Genomic DNA, 15,289 nt, shown 5'->3' on the forward strand with positions numbered 1-15,289 from the left:
ACTTTACACGAAAAGAGAGGAAAACACAAGTGGTCAGGGACGATTATTCACTTCTTTTATCTTGTTTTCCAGAGCTTCCACCACAGTTTTTAAGATCTTGATCCTTGCATAATACTTGCAGTTTCCTTCCACTACCACCCATGGTGCATAGGTTGTGGAGGTACGAACCAGCATCTCATTGACTGCCGATTCATACTGATCCCATTTTTCTCTGTTTCGCCAGTCTTCTTCTGTAATCTTCCACTGCTTTAAGGGATCTTCCTGCCGTTCTTTAAAGCGTTTTTCCTGTTCGTCTTTATCGATATGAAGCCAGAATTTAAGGACGACAGCACCGGCATTTGCCAGGTGGCTTTCCATCTCATTGATTTCCTGATAAGCCTGCTTCCACTGGCTTTCCCTGCAAAAGCCCTCTACCCGCTCTACAAGCACTCTCCCGTACCAGGTGCGGTCGAATATGGCGATATGGCCTGCTTTTGGCATATTGATCCAGAAACGCCAGAGATAGTGATGAACCCGTTCAAGATCGTTGGGGGCTGCAGTCGGGTATACCTTATACCCTCTTGGATCCAGGTGGCTGGTAAGCCGCTTGATGGCTCCGCCTTTTCCTGCTGCATCCCAGCCTTCAAATCCCAGTACAACCGGAATCCGCATGCGGTAAATCTGGCTGTGGAGGAATTCCAGCTTTTTCTGTAAACGGTCGATTTCCTTTTTGTAATCTTCCTTTGAAATGGACTTGGTTAAGTCCACTCCGGACAGAACACCTGATTTAAAGCTTTCTGAACGGACTGGCACTTCTTTCTCCTTGGGCACTCCGTTTAAGCTCTTTTTATTTAAGGCATCCGAAAGGCAGTCTGCCACACAGGACATGATCTTGGCTGCTGCATATTCTTTATCGTTTGCTTCGATTATGGTCCATGGGGCATAATCCATGTCCGTATTCTGAAGCATCTCTTCGCAAATTTGCAGAAAACGGTCATATTCGGTGTTCCTCTTCCAGTCGTCCTTTGTTACCCTCCAGCTGGTTTCCTTTGAACTTTCCAGCTTTTTAAACCGCTTCTTCTGTTCTTCTCTGGAAATATAAAGGAAAAGCTTGATGATAACCATTCCGTCATCGGTGAGCTGACGTTCAAAGGATTGTATGTCATGAAATGCTCCAGGCAGGTCTTCATCAGGAAGCTTTCCGGAAAAACGTTCCATAGTTACCTGGCGGTACCAGCTTCTGTCAAAAACAGCGATTCTTCCCTGGGCAGGCAGTTTTGTATAAAAACGCCACAGGAAGGGACGCATACGCTCTTCGTCTGTCGATTTATCATTGGCATAGACATCAAAGCCTCTGGGATCAAGGGCCTGAATCAGGTGATTGATCTGAGTGCCTTTTCCTGAGGCTCCCATTCCTTCAAATACGATCATAACCGGAACCCCGGCTTCCTTTAACTGGCGCTGCAAAAGCCCCAGCTTTTCACTTTGTTCTTTCTCTGTCTTTTTGTAAGTTTCCTTATCAATTTTCTTTGATAAATCAATTTTCTCCAGCATAAACAGTCCCTCCTTACTGGTTTCCGTTAAGCCTGTATCTTTTCAAACACCTTTGCTACCTCTGGCATAACCTGGCTGATTTTAATCATCTGAGGGCATTCCTTTTCACATCTGTGGCAGGTCTTGCAGCTGTCTGCTTTTATCGAAAGAGCCTCATACCCTGCTTTGGCTTCGCCCTCTTTGTGGGCTGCCGTCATATTATAGTAGGAGAATATCTCCGGGATCTCCAGTCCGAATGGGCAGGGAACACAGTAACGACAGCCGGTACAGCCAACCAGCGCCATGGAATCAAAAATTTCCTTTGCTTTCTTGTACATGGCATGTTCTTCTTCGGATACCATTCCAATATAGCTTCTGTCAGCATACAAAAGATTATCTTCCAGCTGCTGTTCATCACTCATACCGCTTAAAAGCAGGCTGACTTCCGGCTGATCCCATAAAAAGTCAAGGGCATATTCCACGCTGGATTTTTCACTTCCTAACGCTTCTTTTACATGAGCTGCAGGATTGGCCAGTCTTCCGCCTAATAACGGTTCCATAATGACTACGGCAAGTCCTTTTCCAGCAGCCTCTTTCAGTCCTTTTAAGCCTGCCTGATGTGTCAGATCCACATAGTTATACTGAATCTGGCAGAAATCCCATCCATCATAATAATCTAGGATATCCTGAAACACGTCATATGAATCATGGAAGGAAAAACCAATATACTTAATTTTTCCATCTGCTCTCGCTTTTTCCATCTTCTCTACCAGTTTCAGTTTTTTTATCTTCTCTTCAAACCGGTCTCTGCTTAAGGCATGGAGCAGATAAAAATCCACATGATCTGTTTTTAATTTTGTTAACTGTTCATCTAAAATTTCTTCAAAATCTTCTTCTTTTTCAAGCTTCCAAACAGGACATTTGGTAGCCAGATAAGTCTTCTCCCTGTAACCTTCCTGCAGCGCTTCCCCTACGATCCGCTCGCTTTCCCCCTCATGATAGGGATAAGCAGTGTCAATGTAGTTGACTCCCTGATCAATGGCATGACGGATCATGGCCACCGCCCTCTTCTCATCTACCTGATTTTCTCCCGAAAGAGGAAGCCGCATGGCTCCGAACCCGAGTGCTGAAACTTTTATTCCTGTCTTTCCAAAATCACGATATTGCATATTTTTCCTCCGCATGATAAGATTCGCAATTGAACTATAAGCTGCTTTAATCATTATTGTATCATATTTGTTTCCTGTCCAATAGTTTTTTTAAGATTGATTTAATAATTGCAGTGCTTCATTACAAGTCCCCTCTCTGCTATAATTGTATATATTTAAATTTAGGAGATGATGAAATGAATTTTGAAATGATACCGTTACGAGATAGTCATTTAGTAAATTTTAAAAAGGATATGCAAGCTGCTTTTCAACAAAGTGCGGATGCATTTGGAGACATGGAAGAAGAAATTCTTCCAGAAAGTCATATAGACCGTTCTCTTTCAGCAAAAGGTTCTATCGCTTATGAAGCGTTGGCAGATGGAGAAATGGTTGGAGGCGCTATCGTTGTGATTGACGAGAAAACACAGCATAATCATCTAGACTTCCTGTATGTGAAAAATGGAGTACATAACAAAGGTATCGGTCAGGCAATATGGAATCATATTGAAAGACTTCATCCGGAGACAAAGGTATGGGAAACCTGTACACCTTATTTTCAAAAACGAAACATCCACTTTTATATCAATCGCTGTGGATTTAGTGCGGTTGAATTCTATAATAAATATCATCCGGATCCCAATGAACCGGATTCTAATGAATGGAATTCTGATGATAAACCAGAAAAAGATTATCTTGAAGGAATGTTTAGATTTGAGAAAGTGATGAAATAGCAGGCACTTACATAAAAATCGACAGCTGCAAAACAGCAGCTGCCTTTATATTATACATTATCCATTGCCACTTTTCTCTGTTTGGCCATCTATAAATATTCCTAAGCTTTTAAACTTCGGTTGTTATAAAGATATCATATATCGCCTTAATCGCTTCTTCAAAATCACTGTTTCTAACACCAATTATAATATTTAATTCACTGGAGCCCTGATCAATCATTTTAACATTGACTCTGGAATGGGCGAGCGCGGAAAAAATCCTGCCGGCAGTCCCTCTGGTGGCCTTCATCCCTCTGCCTACAACCGCAACAAGCGCAAGATCAGATTCCATCTCCACAAAATCAGGCTCAACGGCTCTGTGAATTCCGGCAATGACAGACTGCTCATATTCCTCAAACTCTGACTGGTGAACAAATACCGTCATGGTATCGATTCCGGAAGGCATATGTTCAAAGGAGATTCCGTATTTTTCAAATACCTCCAGCACTTTTCTCCCAAAACCAACTTCAGCATTCATCATGGCTTTTTCAATATTAATGGAACAAAAGCCTTTCTTTCCTGCAATTCCCGTAATGGTATAGCGGGGCTGTCTGCAGGTGCTTTCCACAATTAAGGTTCCCTTGTCCTCAGGCTTATTGGTGTTACGGATATTAATGGGAATTCCCTCTTTTCTTACAGGGAAGATTGCATCCTCATGGAGTACGCTGGCACCCATATACGCCAGCTCTCTTAATTCTCTGTATGTAATGGTTTCAATGACTTCCGGATCTTTAATGATTCTGGGGTCTGCCACCAGAACACCGGAAACATCCGTCCAGTTTTCATACATATCTGCATGAATTGCTTTCGCCACTACGGAACCTGTCACATCGGAGCCGCCTCTTGAAAAAGTCTTAATGGTGCCATCGTGCTTTGAGCCATAAAATCCAGGAATAACTGCTGTTTCAGCCTTGCTTAAACGCTCAGATAGCACCTGATCTGTAAGATCTGCTTCAAAGTTGCCCTCTTCATCAAAAAAGATCACCTCAGCGGCATCAATAAATTCAAATCCCAGATACTCAGCCATGATCAGACTGTTTAAATATTCACCTCTGGAAGCAGCATAGTCCCTGCCTGCCTTTTCTAAGAAATTCTTTTCAATCACATTAAATTCCTCATCAAGACTCATGTTCAGTGAAAGTCCGCTGATAATTTCCATATAGCGCTCTTTGATTTTTTCCAGAATGCTTTTGTAGCTTTTTCCCGCTTCCGCCGCATCGTAACACTGATACAGCAGATCTGTTACTTTTTCATCCTTGTCATTACGCTTTCCCGGCGCGGATGGAACTACATATTTTCTGCTCTTGTCTGCGCGAATGATATTACCAACCTTTTCAAACTGCATGGCGCTGGCTAAAGAGCTTCCTCCGAATTTCACAACTTTTTTCATGGCGTCTTTCTCCTCTGATACAGGTTAATATCTACATATTTAACGGAAATAATATCTTAATTGTCACCAGCTGTCAAGTGGTTTTCTCTAATTATGTATAATTTTCCATCATCATGCATAAATTCTCTTTTCCAGGAACATGTTTAAGATCTTTTCATTTGCCAGGCTGTTTCGTTTATCCGATTCTTCAATCCGTCTGTTTCCTCCGCTGATGCTGTTATATTCCCCGCAGATATCAACTGCCAGAACTGGTTCCTTTTTGCAGATAATATCCCATGCCTTGGAAAGCTGGGCCAGTGTCATACTTCCCTGATCCCAGTCAGTAAGGAGTTCACTGGAAGAAAATACATCTTTATCCACAGATAAATACACCGGCTCCTTAAGCTGTCCGGCAAAATCCGAAACCCAGTCTTTCCCTGACAATTCCGATTCCGTATAAATTTTCACTCTGTCTTTAAAATCTTCCCTGACTGCACAGGCCAGCTCATCCGACACGCCAATTAAAATAACCCTCTTTAAAAACTTCTGCTCTTCCAAAATCTGGCGGATCCAGTTTCCACAGGAAAGGATTCCCTGAAAACTGGAAACCATAAGGTCTGCATGATGGTCAAATACAACCAGATCATAGGGCTCTTTGTAATCCTTTTGTAAAACATAACTGACATAATGAAAATTTCCACAGTCCAGGAACCGGAAGCTGCCCCCTGCCCTTTTTGCCCGCCGCTCAATCTCCGTTAAAGAAGCGCCATCGCAAAAACCATGGACACCGGTTAAATCTGTACAGTCAACCCAGTCATATGGGACCTTCCTGTAAAAATCCTGTCTTTTGTAGACATCTGTGAAATTAAATATGGTGACCGGTCTTATTTTCCTTTCAAAGCTTCCACCTCCTGATTTACGCTTTCCTCACAGGAACGCATGGCAAGTATGGTCTTTTCAAGCAGCTCTTCTAATGTCCAGCCCAGATTCCCGGCACCGGTGTCGATGATGTCCCTGGAACAGCCTGCTGCAAATTTTTTATCCTTATACTTTTTCTTTAAGCTGGATACTTCCATATCCATCACACTTTTGGAAGGACGCATTCTGGCAGCTGCACCGATTAATCCAGTCAGTTCATCTGAGGCAAAAAGGACCTTTTCCATCTCATGCTCTGGTTTTACCTCTGAGCAGATTCCATAGCCATGACTGCAAACGGCGTGAATCAGCTCCTCCTCTGCATGGATTTCTTTTAAAAGCTCCGGCGCCTTTGTACAATGTTCCTCTGGAAACTGCTCAAAATCCACATCATGGAGAAGTCCTGCCAATCCCCAGAAATCTTCTTCCGCTCCATAGCCAAGTTCTCTGGCATACCAGCGCATCACGCCTTCCACGGTCAGCCCGTGAAGGAGATGAAAGGGCTCCTGATTATATTTTATGAGTAGGTCAAGTGCCTGTTGTCTGGTTATCTCTGTTTTCATACTGATATTCTCCTTACTGTACTTAATTAATTGTCCGTTCCGGTTATGAGAGAATGAATTTTGCTTTCTCCAATCACTTCAATTCCGTTCTCTCTAAGCAAAGCCGCGGTGACACCGCTTCCAGGAATTTTATTTCCGGAAAATGTCCCGTCATAGATCATTCCATGGCCGCAGGAGGGACTGCGTTCCTTTAAGACAGCCTTTTTGCAGCCAAAGATTTTTGCCAGCTTTAAGGTCTCACTGGCACCTTTTTCAAAAAAGGCAGTAACATCCTGACCAGACTGGTTGATGACTGTATGTTCACCTCTACGCTCAGACGCAGATCTTGGTGTTTCCATTCCTCCCAGCTGTTCCGGACAGACTGGCACCACATGATACCCATCAAGCAGTGCCAGAACATCTTCATTTTCTCCATGATTGCCATCATATCGACAGTTCACACCCAAAAGACAGGCACTCACCAGAATTGTCTCTTTTTGATCCTTCATTCCTTTCGCCTCCTTTCATACGTCCTACTGTAGCAAAAAATGAAAAGGGGTTCAATCCCTTTTTCAGATTAACCCCTTAAACGTTCTCTATTTTCTTTTTTCCAGAATTGCATCTATGATTCCGTAATCCCTGGCTTCTGATGCTGTCATAAAATGATCCCTGTCCGTATCCCGTTCAATCTCTTCTTCGGAATGACCGGTATTTTCCCCCAGTATCCGGTTTAACCGCCTCTTATCCTTCTGAAGCTTTTCTGAGTAAATCCATATGTCAGCTGCCTTTCCCCCGATTCCTCCTGATACTCCGGGCTGATGAATCATAATTTCAGCATTGGGAAGGGCAAACCGCTTTCCTTTTGTTCCTCCTGCCAGAAGAAACGCCCCAAAACTGGCCGCAAAGCCAAGGCAGATGGTGGAAACATCGCAGCGGATGTACTTCATGGTATCATAAATCCCCAGTCCTGCAGTTATGGAACCGCCCGGGCTGTTAATGTAAAAGGATATGTCTTTCTCCGGATCCTGGGATTCCAGAAATAAAAGCTGTGCGATAATCAGCTTGGCAGACTCATCGCTTACCTCTTCCCCGAGAAAAATAATCCGGTCCTTTAACAGGCGTGAAAACAGATCATAGCTTCGTTCCCCTGATCCAGTCTGTTCAATCACATATGGTACCATATTCATGCCGCACACCTCCAGGCTTTGGAGTGGTTCACTATCACTTCTTTTCGCCTTAATTCTTTGTTAATTCTTGCTTTTCTGTATGTCATTGGCGTACAGCCATATACTTTTTTAAATTCCAGTGTAAATGCCTGCTGGGACTGATACAATGCATCCTGAGCAATTCTGGCGATGGATTCTTCTTCCATAATAAGCTTACCAGCCGCTTCACTGAGCCTGCGCTCCTTAATATAACGGTGGATGGTACAGCCTGTGACATCAGAAAACATCCGGTTGATATGAAATTTAGAATAACCGGCATGACGGGCGATCTCCTCCACATTCAGTCTTTCCGGCGCAGATAAATTTACTTCAATATAATCAATGATCTGACTAACTGTTTTTTTCTTTTCATCCATGCTTTCTACCTCCGTAATCTGACCTTATTATAGCAGGTTTCATTTTTCCCGTATTCATAAAAAGTGCGGTTTCAAAAAAATACCGAATTCCTACTATGTTTATAGAAAAAGGTCATGACATTTTGTTAAAAATATAGTATACTTTATACAAGATACTAGAACGAGCAATAGAAAGGAAGGCTGCAACATGTACTGTATCAAAAAAATAATAGATGATCTGTTCTGGGTTGGCGGAAGTGACCGCCGTCTGGCCCTGTTTGAAAATGCATACCCTATTCCCAGAGGAATTGCTTATAATTCCTACGTTTTGCTGGATGAAAAAACCGTACTGTTTGATACGGTTGACAGAGCCATCAGCGGGCAGTTTATCGAGAATGTGGAAGCAGTTTTAGGCGGACGGAATCTGGATTATATTTTTGTTAATCATATGGAACCAGATCACTGCGCAACGTTAGGAGAGATGGTAAGCAGATACCCTGATGTCAAAGTGGTTTGCAATGCAAAAACTGTTCCCATCATCAATCAGTTTTATGAATTTGGAGTGGATGACAGAGCTGTCATTGTAAAAGAAGGAGATACATTCTCAACCGGTAAGCACAATTTCTCCTTCTACATGGCTCCCATGGTACACTGGCCGGAAGTTATGGTAACCTATGATGCCACTGATAAGATTTTATTTTCCGCAGATGCATTTGGTACCTTTGGCGCCATGAACGGGAATATATTTGCTGATGAGCTGAATTTTGAGCGTGAATGGCTTGATGATTCCAGAAGATATTATTCTAACATCGTGGGCAAATACGGAGTCAACACCCAGGCTTTATTAAAAAAGGTAGCGGACTTAGACATACAGCTTCTCTGCCCGCTTCACGGACCGGTATGGCGTTCCAATATCTGCTGGTACATGGACAAGTACTGCACCTGGAGCAGTTACGAACCGGAAGAACAGGCTGTTATGATCGCCTACGGCTCCATATACGGCAACACAGAGAATGCTGCCAATATTCTAGCCTGCCGGCTTGCAGAACGAGGCATCCGCAATATAGTGATGTATGACGTATCCGTAACCCACCATTCCTACATTATCTCAGAGGCATTCCGATGCAGCCATCTGGTTTTTGCATCTGCTACCTATAATGCAGGAATCTTCAGCAATATGGAGCATTTACTCATGGATATGAAGGCTCACAACGTGCAGAACCGTACCGTTGCACTCATCGAGAACGGCTCCTGGGGCGTTATGGCAGCCAAAAAGATGACCGAAATCATCACAGGCATGAAAAACATGACCATTCTGGATCAGACCATTACAGTGAAATCATCCGTGAAAGAAGATCAGCTGTCTGAAATTGCTGCTTTGGCCAATACCATTGCGGATTCCATTTCCAAATAATAAAATAATCCCCCGGAAGAAACGGCGTACTTGATATGTACCGTTTTCCGGGGGTATTTTTTATCCCTCTGTCACTTAGAATCCCTTTATTACAATTCCTTCCTCCATAAGACCTTCCCGTATCTTTTTCACAAATGCCAGAGCTTTGGCTCCATCCCCATGAACACACACGGAATCCGCCTGTATGGTAATGTCCCGTCCGTCCACAGCTTCCACCTTCCGATCACGCACCATGCGGATCACCCGCCTTACCGCCTCTTCTTCATCCTTTATCAGTGCACCCTTCTGATTTCTGGGAACAAGGGTTCCGTCACTTTGGTATCCCCGGTCTGCAAATACCTCGCTCGCACAGAATACGCCGGTTGCTTTTGCTGCACGGATCATCTCACTGCCGCTTAGCCCAAGGAGCACCAGACTTTCATCCACCTCCTTCACAGCCAGGCAGACAGCCCTCGCCAGCTGATAATCCTCTGCTGCCATATTATAAAGGGCACCATGGGGTTTTACATGCCAGAGCCGTACTCCTGCTCCCGTACAAAATGCTTTTAACGCTCCTATCTGATATTTCACAGACGCCTTCACCTCATCCGGAGACAGCGCCATATTTCTTCTTCCGAATCCTGCCAGATCCGGAAATCCCGGATGAGCGCCGATTCTCACTCCATGCTCCTTACAAAGTGCTACTGTCCGCTCCATCACCAGGGGATCACCTCCGTGAAATCCACAGGCAATGTTTGCAGAAGTAACGTATGGAATCACTTCTTCATCCATTCCGATCTTATAAGCTCCGTAACTTTCCCCCAAATCACAGTTCAAATCAATGACCGCCATAATCACGCTTCCTTTCTCTAAAACCGTTTTCAGTATTTCAGCTTCGCATTCTTCATATCTGTAATAAACATATGACCGGGAGCATGGGTAATTACAAAGGGAGGACGGCTGTTCATCACCACTGCCTGGGGCGTGACTCCGCAGGGCCAGAAGACCGGGACTTCCCCTTCCTTTATGGTAACCCGGTCTCCGAAATCCGGGGTCTCAATATCCCTGATCCCGATTGCCTCCGGGTATCCGATCTGAACCGGAGCCCCGTGTACCCTGGGCATGGCTGCAGTGATAGCCGTTGCAGCTGGTACCAGGCTGTGAGGAATCGGTCTCATGCTTACTACCATGTTTCCGGAAAATATTCCTGCAGGGATGCAGGGAATGGTTGTCTGGTACATGGGAACATTAACGCCTTCTTCGATCTGCCTTACGGGAATACCAGCTTCCAGCAGCTCCGCTTCAAATGAAAAACTGCAGCCAATTAAAAAACTCACCAGCTTTCCCTTATGTAACTGATACTCCTCAAAAATATCGGTCACAGCCGTGTACTCCCCGGTACAGATGCCGTCTTTGTAAACCCGGTATTTTGGAAGATCCGTGGTAATATCACTGCCTGGTGCTGTAAAGGCAAATGTCCGGCTGCCTGCATCGGAAACTTCAAGAAGCGGGCAGGATTTGGGATTTCTCTGGCAGAATAAAAGGAAATCCCATGCAAGCTCCTGTGGGAGCATTACTAAATTTCCCTGGGCATAGCCTGCACACAGTCCGGCAGTGGGAGTATCAATCAGTCCCTTTCTGATCATGGTTCTTACTTCCACAGGCGTTAATCGGCTTAAATCAGTTCCCATTATTTTCCTTCTTTCCTGTTGATATTTTACCATTTTCCCATGGCAGTCTCAATTATTTTTTTCAGCTCCAGAAGCTTTTTATTCTCTTTCCTGGCAATCTTCACCGCTTCCATGGCAGTCACATACTGAAAAGTCGCCCACTCTCCCGGACGCAGCTGAGCAAGTGCAGGAATATCCGTGCTTATAACGGTGGCAAGCTTTGCATAACCTCCCGTTGTCTGATGATCTGCCAGCATGACAATGGGAAGTCCCGAAGAGGTGATCTGAACCGATCCCTCCATGACTGCATCGGAAATAATATCTGACCCCTTCCCAATCTCTATGGTAGGACCGTTAAGCCTGCATGCCATGCGGTCACAGTCTGCAGTCAGCTGATAAGGATTTCTGACAAAGGTATTTCTTCCTTCCTCTGTAAAAGCCTCTGCCTGGGGTCCGGGAACAGTACGAAGAAGCACATATCGTTTATCTGCGCTGTAACGGAATGGATTGGAGGGATTTATGAACCAGGGTTCATTTTCCCCAGCCAGGGATGTAAAATCCATTTCATACACCGCAGCTGCAAACCGCTTTATCTCTTCCCCGCTTTTACCTGTTTGGAGGAGATCACCAGCTTTTAACGACCTGCCATCAAGACCTCCCAAGCAGCTTTTTAAGTCAGTGGATCTGCTTCCAAGTACCGGTAAAACCGCTACTCCCCCGTATACTGCCAGATAGGTTCTAAGGCCCTTTGAGGCCATTCCAAGACTCAGACAGTCACCCTCCCTCATAACCACAGGACGATACATGGAAATGGGAACTCCGTTTTTCAGTGGCTTCATATCTGCACCAGCCAGGGCGATCACTTCATCGGAAGTAAAAGTAATCTCTCCCCCTTTTAAAGTAAACTCCAAAACTGCCAGTTCCGGCTCTGATAAATTACCCGCAAATAAATTGGCGACAGCCATGGAATATTTATCACAGGCTCCGCTTTCCATAAACCCCTGGCTTAAATATCCCCGCCTCCCTTTATCCTGAATAGATGTAAATGCACCCGGCAGTTTTATTTCCAGCCCCATACGGTCACCCCTTCTCCTGTTCCAGTCTGATTTTATGGTATTCCTCTAATGTGATGGGAATGAACCGTATGGTATCCCCAGCTTCATAGAGAGGATGCTCTGCCCGTTTTACATCAAAAAGTTTCAACGGAGTCCTTCCGATCAGCTGCCACCCACCAGGCGATTCCATGGGGTAAATTCCGGTCTGTTCTCCTCCGATTCCAACAGACCCTGGGGGTATCTTTGTTCTGGGTGTAGTAAGTCTGGGAGTATGAATTCTCTTATCCAGCCCTCCCAGGTAAGGAAAACCGGGTAGAAAACCAAGCATATAGATCCGGTAATCTCTGCTGCTGTGAATGCGGATCACCTCCCGCTCCTTCCTCCCTGCATGTTCTGCCACAAAGGATAGATCCGGCCCTGACTCTCCGCCATAGCACACCGGAATCTCTACAAGCCTCCCACCTGACTTTTTTCCCAGGGTAACCGTTTTTGACAATTTCTCCAGTCTGCTGCTTAGTAAAGCATAATCCGTGATCAGGGGATCATAGCATACCAGAACAGAACAAAAGGCAGGAACTGTCTCTGTAATTCCTTCTATTGAGGCAGCCATTATGCTCCGGTTCAGTTCCATAACCTGGCGGTTTACCGTTTCGTCAATGGTTTCTCCCAGTTCAAGCAGCACTCCCCGGTCACCCACAGCTTTGATTTTCAACTTCCTTCCCCCCTTTTTGGAAAAAGCCCTTCCCGATAACCGGTTCAAACCATTGATCTGAATTATGGGAATACCGGACTGCATATGCCGTGCACTGACGCATCAGGCTTACAATCCCCGTATTCATCCGGGTATTAAACCCATCAATACCAGGCAGCAGCGATCCAGTCATATCGATCAGCCCGCTTCTTGACGCCACGCGCATCACCTCTGCCTCCATCTCTTCCCTGTGAAGAATCTCCATATCCCGCTTTAAGTAGGCAAGTGCTGCCATAAGTCCATAGCAGCCCCAGTCGGAACAGGTGGCAGTAATAATATGATCTGCACTGCTGGCTGCCAGAGTGCCTCCTTTGCAGCCGCAGATACATTCTCCCGGTCCGGTAAAAGGGACATACTGTCTGATATGCATTCCTATGGTTCCCATCCCGATTTCATTTCCCAGATCGCCTATGGCAATGTTTAAAACGCCTTTCTGTTTTAAAAGTTCCCACAAAACATCACTTTTTGCTTCCAGCTCAGAAACATCCTTACCAACCGCATTGTGATAAACCCCCAGATGGTTGGCTCCCGGGGCTTCCACAGAAATTACTGCAGAAGGCAGGATATCTTTAATCAGCCATTCCGCTTCCATTGACGCTCTGTTGGAGTTCTTTGTAAATGCATGAACTCCCATGCTGTAGGGAAGCTCCTGTACGGTCTTTAAATCTTCGTAGATATGAAGACCAACTACGGATGCACACTTTTTTACAGCCTTCACGCAATCCTCCGGACAGATGATGACTGGTTTTGCACCAAAAGCCAGCACCAGAGATCTGGCTAAAAGCATGGAACTTACCATGCCATCCATCTCCGGTTTTCTGTGGGGCAGAAGGACAAAACCGGTGAGAATAAAGACCAGATCCTGTTCCTTTACCGTCCCGCACAATCTCTCGGCGGCTCTCATGGCTAACGGCTCTCCCATTGCCTTTCTGCTTCCTTCATAAAGAATCCGGCAGACGCCATAGCCCCTTGGATCCAGATTCATCAGCGCATCTAAATTTTCTCCTACGTTCCATTTTTCCAGCTCTCCCCGTTCCATTTCATACTCCCTTTTCAAACAGCTGTCCTGCATGTTCAGACTACATCATCAAACAAGCTACTCTTTCCTGTATATCTTAAATATTCTTCGATCACTTCCTTCTGAATCTGACTTAACCTCACCGGATCCTTCCCTCCTACTGGGATTCCATCGATCTCCTTTGCGTGAAGGCAGAAATTAGAAGAGGAGGTCACCAACACCTCATCCGCCTCCATCAGCTCCGTTAGGGTAAAGGGGCGTTCTAACACCTGGATACCAAGGCGGTAGCAGGCTTCAATCATATGAGTCTTGGATATCCCCCGCAGAATGTACTGATCATTGGGATGGGATAAAAAAATACCATTTTTCAGTATGGAAACGTTACTATGGGCGCACTCCGTTACGATATCCCCTCTGTGAAACACGGTTTCCTGTGCACCCAGCTGCTCTGCCTTCTGGGATGCCATGACGGAAGGCAGAAGATTTAAGGTTTTAATATTGCAGTGAAGGAAACGGGTATCCTCTGCTGTGACCAGACTGATGGGAACTTCGGGACTGCGCAGCCGGTTGGGGCGGATCATAACCCAGAGCTTACCGGTCATCTCACTGTCATATGCGTGGTTTCTTGGAGCTGCTCCTCTTGTGACCTGCCAATAGACAAAATGAGTCTCTCCCTCCACCTTTTTAAGAAGATCCGATAAAAGCTCTCCAAGCTCCTTCTTTTCCATGGGAATCCGGATATCCAGAGCATTTGCACTGGAATAGAAACGATCCAGATGATCTTCCAGTAGATAAACCCGGTGATTTCCACCCACTGACGCATCATAAACCCCGTCACCGAAAAAATGCACTCTGTCATTAAAAGGAATCATCAGCTCCTCTGGTGCAGCAATTGTTCCATCATAATAAGCAAGTTCTTTCATAACCTCTCCTTTTTTTTCGGGCAAATGCCAAATTTCATCCTGATATACTCTTTAATCAGTTCCGCGCAGTTATCAAGTCCCAGGCTTTCTGTATCCAGACACAGGTCATAATTTCGGGGGTTTTTCCACTGTCTTCCGGTATGATACAGGTAATAGGCATTGCGGTACCGGTCCAGCTGGTCGATGTAGCGCTGCGCTTCCCCTTCCCCAATTCCCTGCCGTTCCATTTCCCTTTTTACCCGAAACTCATAGGGTGCATCTAAATAGACTGACACCACATTGGGCTCCCCCTTTAATACAAAATCAGCAGCTCTTCCCACACACACATAGGATTCCTGGGTCAGCAGCTCTTTTAACACCTTTGCCTGATAATTAAATAAATTCTGGTCTGATAAGAAATTCCCGCTTTCTGGTGGGATGATCTCTCCATTATAAACCCTTTTAAATGCCCCATACAACAACGTCTTTTTTGTATTTTCATCTGCCTGTGCAAATATGGTTTCGTTAATTCCACTGTCCTCTGCTGCCAGCCGTAAAAGCTTCCTGTCATAATAGTCAATTTCGTAATCCGCAGCCAGTTTTTTCCCTATATGGCTTCCGCCTCCGCTTCCGCAGGTGCGGGTTATGGCAATTGCAAAAAATTGATTCTGTTTGTTCATGTG

At 45.1% G+C, this 15,289-nt stretch carries 17 protein-coding genes; 2 read left to right on the top strand and 15 right to left on the bottom strand.

The window, feature by feature from the left end; genetic code table 11:
• Positions 1 to 33 precede the first annotated feature (33 nt).
• Positions 34 to 1,533, bottom strand: a complete 1,500-nt coding sequence (gene pap / locus ACOAOT_RS15415; protein WP_420217800.1) for a polyphosphate:AMP phosphotransferase — start codon at positions 1,531 to 1,533, stop codon at positions 34 to 36.
• A gap of 26 nt (positions 1,534 to 1,559) precedes the next feature.
• Entirely contained in the window at positions 1,560 to 2,681 is a 1,122-nt protein-coding gene (locus ACOAOT_RS15420; RefSeq protein WP_420217801.1) for an aldo/keto reductase, read from the bottom strand.
• A gap of 176 nt (positions 2,682 to 2,857) precedes the next feature.
• On the opposite strand from ACOAOT_RS15420, the gene ACOAOT_RS15425 reads away from it, so the two are divergent.
• Positions 2,858 to 3,391: a GNAT family N-acetyltransferase gene (locus tag ACOAOT_RS15425; protein WP_420217802.1), complete on the top strand. Its 534-nt coding sequence runs from the start codon at positions 2,858 to 2,860 to the stop codon at positions 3,389 to 3,391.
• 109 nt (positions 3,392 to 3,500) lie between these two features.
• Here the strand turns inward: ACOAOT_RS15425 and ACOAOT_RS15430 are convergent, their stop codons facing one another.
• The 6 genes from ACOAOT_RS15430 to ACOAOT_RS15455 form a co-directional block, all read right to left on the bottom strand.
• Positions 3,501 to 4,820: an aspartate kinase gene (locus tag ACOAOT_RS15430; protein WP_420217803.1), complete on the bottom strand. Its 1,320-nt coding sequence runs from the start codon at positions 4,818 to 4,820 to the stop codon at positions 3,501 to 3,503.
• Between the two features lie 111 nt (positions 4,821 to 4,931).
• A complete protein-coding gene (locus ACOAOT_RS15435) occupies positions 4,932 to 5,687 on the bottom strand; it encodes an arginase family protein (RefSeq protein ID WP_420219434.1) in 756 nt (251 codons plus the stop codon).
• On the bottom strand, positions 5,684 to 6,277 hold the full coding sequence (locus tag ACOAOT_RS15440) for a hydrolase (RefSeq protein ID WP_420217804.1): 594 nt from the start codon (positions 6,275 to 6,277) through the stop codon (positions 5,684 to 5,686). Before ACOAOT_RS15440 ends, ACOAOT_RS15435 begins: the two co-directional genes overlap by 4 nt.
• A gap of 26 nt (positions 6,278 to 6,303) precedes the next feature.
• A complete protein-coding gene (locus tag ACOAOT_RS15445) occupies positions 6,304 to 6,765 on the bottom strand; it encodes a 2-thiouracil desulfurase family protein (RefSeq protein WP_420217805.1) in 462 nt (153 codons plus the stop codon).
• An 87-nt stretch (positions 6,766 to 6,852) separates the two neighbouring features.
• On the bottom strand, positions 6,853 to 7,443 hold the full coding sequence (locus ACOAOT_RS15450; protein WP_420217806.1) for an ATP-dependent Clp protease proteolytic subunit: 591 nt from the start codon (positions 7,441 to 7,443) through the stop codon (positions 6,853 to 6,855).
• A complete protein-coding gene (locus ACOAOT_RS15455) occupies positions 7,440 to 7,838 on the bottom strand; it encodes a helix-turn-helix transcriptional regulator (RefSeq protein WP_420217807.1) in 399 nt (132 codons plus the stop codon). The genes ACOAOT_RS15450 and ACOAOT_RS15455 overlap by 4 nt, the downstream gene beginning before the upstream one ends.
• A gap of 187 nt (positions 7,839 to 8,025) precedes the next feature.
• On the opposite strand from ACOAOT_RS15455, the gene ACOAOT_RS15460 reads away from it, so the two are divergent.
• Positions 8,026 to 9,231, top strand: coding sequence for an FprA family A-type flavoprotein (locus ACOAOT_RS15460; protein ID WP_420217808.1), 1,206 nt, complete (start codon positions 8,026 to 8,028; stop codon positions 9,229 to 9,231).
• A 75-nt stretch (positions 9,232 to 9,306) separates the two neighbouring features.
• Here ACOAOT_RS15460 and ACOAOT_RS15465 read toward each other — a convergent pair whose 3' ends face one another.
• The 7 genes from ACOAOT_RS15465 to ACOAOT_RS15495 are packed head-to-tail and all read right to left on the bottom strand — an operon-like array spanning position 9,307 to position 15,286.
• On the bottom strand, positions 9,307 to 10,062 hold the full coding sequence (locus ACOAOT_RS15465; RefSeq protein ID WP_420217809.1) for a LamB/YcsF family protein: 756 nt from the start codon (positions 10,060 to 10,062) through the stop codon (positions 9,307 to 9,309).
• 29 nt (positions 10,063 to 10,091) lie between these two features.
• A complete protein-coding gene (locus ACOAOT_RS15470; RefSeq protein ID WP_420217810.1) occupies positions 10,092 to 10,901 on the bottom strand; it encodes a putative hydro-lyase in 810 nt (269 codons plus the stop codon).
• A 26-nt stretch (positions 10,902 to 10,927) separates the two neighbouring features.
• Positions 10,928 to 11,956: a 5-oxoprolinase subunit C family protein gene (locus tag ACOAOT_RS15475; protein ID WP_420217811.1), complete on the bottom strand. Its 1,029-nt coding sequence runs from the start codon at positions 11,954 to 11,956 to the stop codon at positions 10,928 to 10,930.
• Between the two features lie 4 nt (positions 11,957 to 11,960).
• On the bottom strand, positions 11,961 to 12,647 hold the full coding sequence (gene pxpB / locus ACOAOT_RS15480; protein ID WP_420217812.1) for a 5-oxoprolinase subunit PxpB: 687 nt from the start codon (positions 12,645 to 12,647) through the stop codon (positions 11,961 to 11,963).
• Entirely contained in the window at positions 12,625 to 13,725 is a 1,101-nt protein-coding gene (locus ACOAOT_RS15485) for a DUF4392 domain-containing protein (protein WP_420217813.1), read from the bottom strand. Before ACOAOT_RS15485 ends, pxpB begins: the two co-directional genes overlap by 23 nt.
• 35 nt (positions 13,726 to 13,760) lie before the next feature.
• Positions 13,761 to 14,627: an aminotransferase class IV gene (locus ACOAOT_RS15490; protein ID WP_420217814.1), complete on the bottom strand. Its 867-nt coding sequence runs from the start codon at positions 14,625 to 14,627 to the stop codon at positions 13,761 to 13,763.
• Positions 14,624 to 15,286 carry a cytidylate kinase-like family protein gene (locus ACOAOT_RS15495; protein WP_420217815.1) on the bottom strand — a complete coding sequence of 221 codons (663 nt, stop codon included), beginning with the start codon at positions 15,284 to 15,286 and terminating at the stop codon, positions 14,624 to 14,626. The genes ACOAOT_RS15490 and ACOAOT_RS15495 overlap by 4 nt, the downstream gene beginning before the upstream one ends.
• Between the last annotated feature and the right edge of the window lie 3 nt (positions 15,287 to 15,289).

Source organism: Lacrimispora struthionigena (genome assembly GCF_048627165.1).
Classification (GTDB): Bacteria; Bacillota; Clostridia; order Lachnospirales; family Lachnospiraceae; genus Lacrimispora.

Excerpts from the sequence above, each read along its gene's own strand:
- pap (WP_420217800.1), bottom strand. The coding sequence starts at position 1,533 with ATGCTGGAGAAAATTGATTTATCAAAGAAAATTGATAAGGAAACTTAC.
- ACOAOT_RS15420 (WP_420217801.1), bottom strand. The coding sequence starts at position 2,681 with ATGCAATATCGTGATTTTGGAAAGACAGGAATAAAAGTTTCAGCACTC.
- ACOAOT_RS15425 (WP_420217802.1), top strand. The coding sequence starts at position 2,858 with ATGAATTTTGAAATGATACCGTTACGAGATAGTCATTTAGTAAATTTT.
- ACOAOT_RS15430 (WP_420217803.1), bottom strand. The coding sequence starts at position 4,820 with ATGAAAAAAGTTGTGAAATTCGGAGGAAGCTCTTTAGCCAGCGCCATG.
- ACOAOT_RS15440 (WP_420217804.1), bottom strand. The coding sequence starts at position 6,277 with ATGAAAACAGAGATAACCAGACAACAGGCACTTGACCTACTCATAAAA.
- ACOAOT_RS15445 (WP_420217805.1), bottom strand. The coding sequence starts at position 6,765 with ATGAAGGATCAAAAAGAGACAATTCTGGTGAGTGCCTGTCTTTTGGGT.
- ACOAOT_RS15450 (WP_420217806.1), bottom strand. The coding sequence starts at position 7,443 with ATGAATATGGTACCATATGTGATTGAACAGACTGGATCAGGGGAACGA.
- ACOAOT_RS15455 (WP_420217807.1), bottom strand. The coding sequence starts at position 7,838 with ATGGATGAAAAGAAAAAAACAGTTAGTCAGATCATTGATTATATTGAA.
- ACOAOT_RS15460 (WP_420217808.1), top strand. The coding sequence starts at position 8,026 with ATGTACTGTATCAAAAAAATAATAGATGATCTGTTCTGGGTTGGCGGA.
- ACOAOT_RS15465 (WP_420217809.1), bottom strand. The coding sequence starts at position 10,062 with ATGGCGGTCATTGATTTGAACTGTGATTTGGGGGAAAGTTACGGAGCT.
- ACOAOT_RS15470 (WP_420217810.1), bottom strand. The coding sequence starts at position 10,901 with ATGGGAACTGATTTAAGCCGATTAACGCCTGTGGAAGTAAGAACCATG.
- ACOAOT_RS15475 (WP_420217811.1), bottom strand. The coding sequence starts at position 11,956 with ATGGGGCTGGAAATAAAACTGCCGGGTGCATTTACATCTATTCAGGAT.
- ACOAOT_RS15485 (WP_420217813.1), bottom strand. The coding sequence starts at position 13,725 with ATGGAACGGGGAGAGCTGGAAAAATGGAACGTAGGAGAAAATTTAGAT.
- ACOAOT_RS15490 (WP_420217814.1), bottom strand. The coding sequence starts at position 14,627 with ATGAAAGAACTTGCTTATTATGATGGAACAATTGCTGCACCAGAGGAG.
- ACOAOT_RS15495 (WP_420217815.1), bottom strand. The coding sequence starts at position 15,286 with ATGAACAAACAGAATCAATTTTTTGCAATTGCCATAACCCGCACCTGC.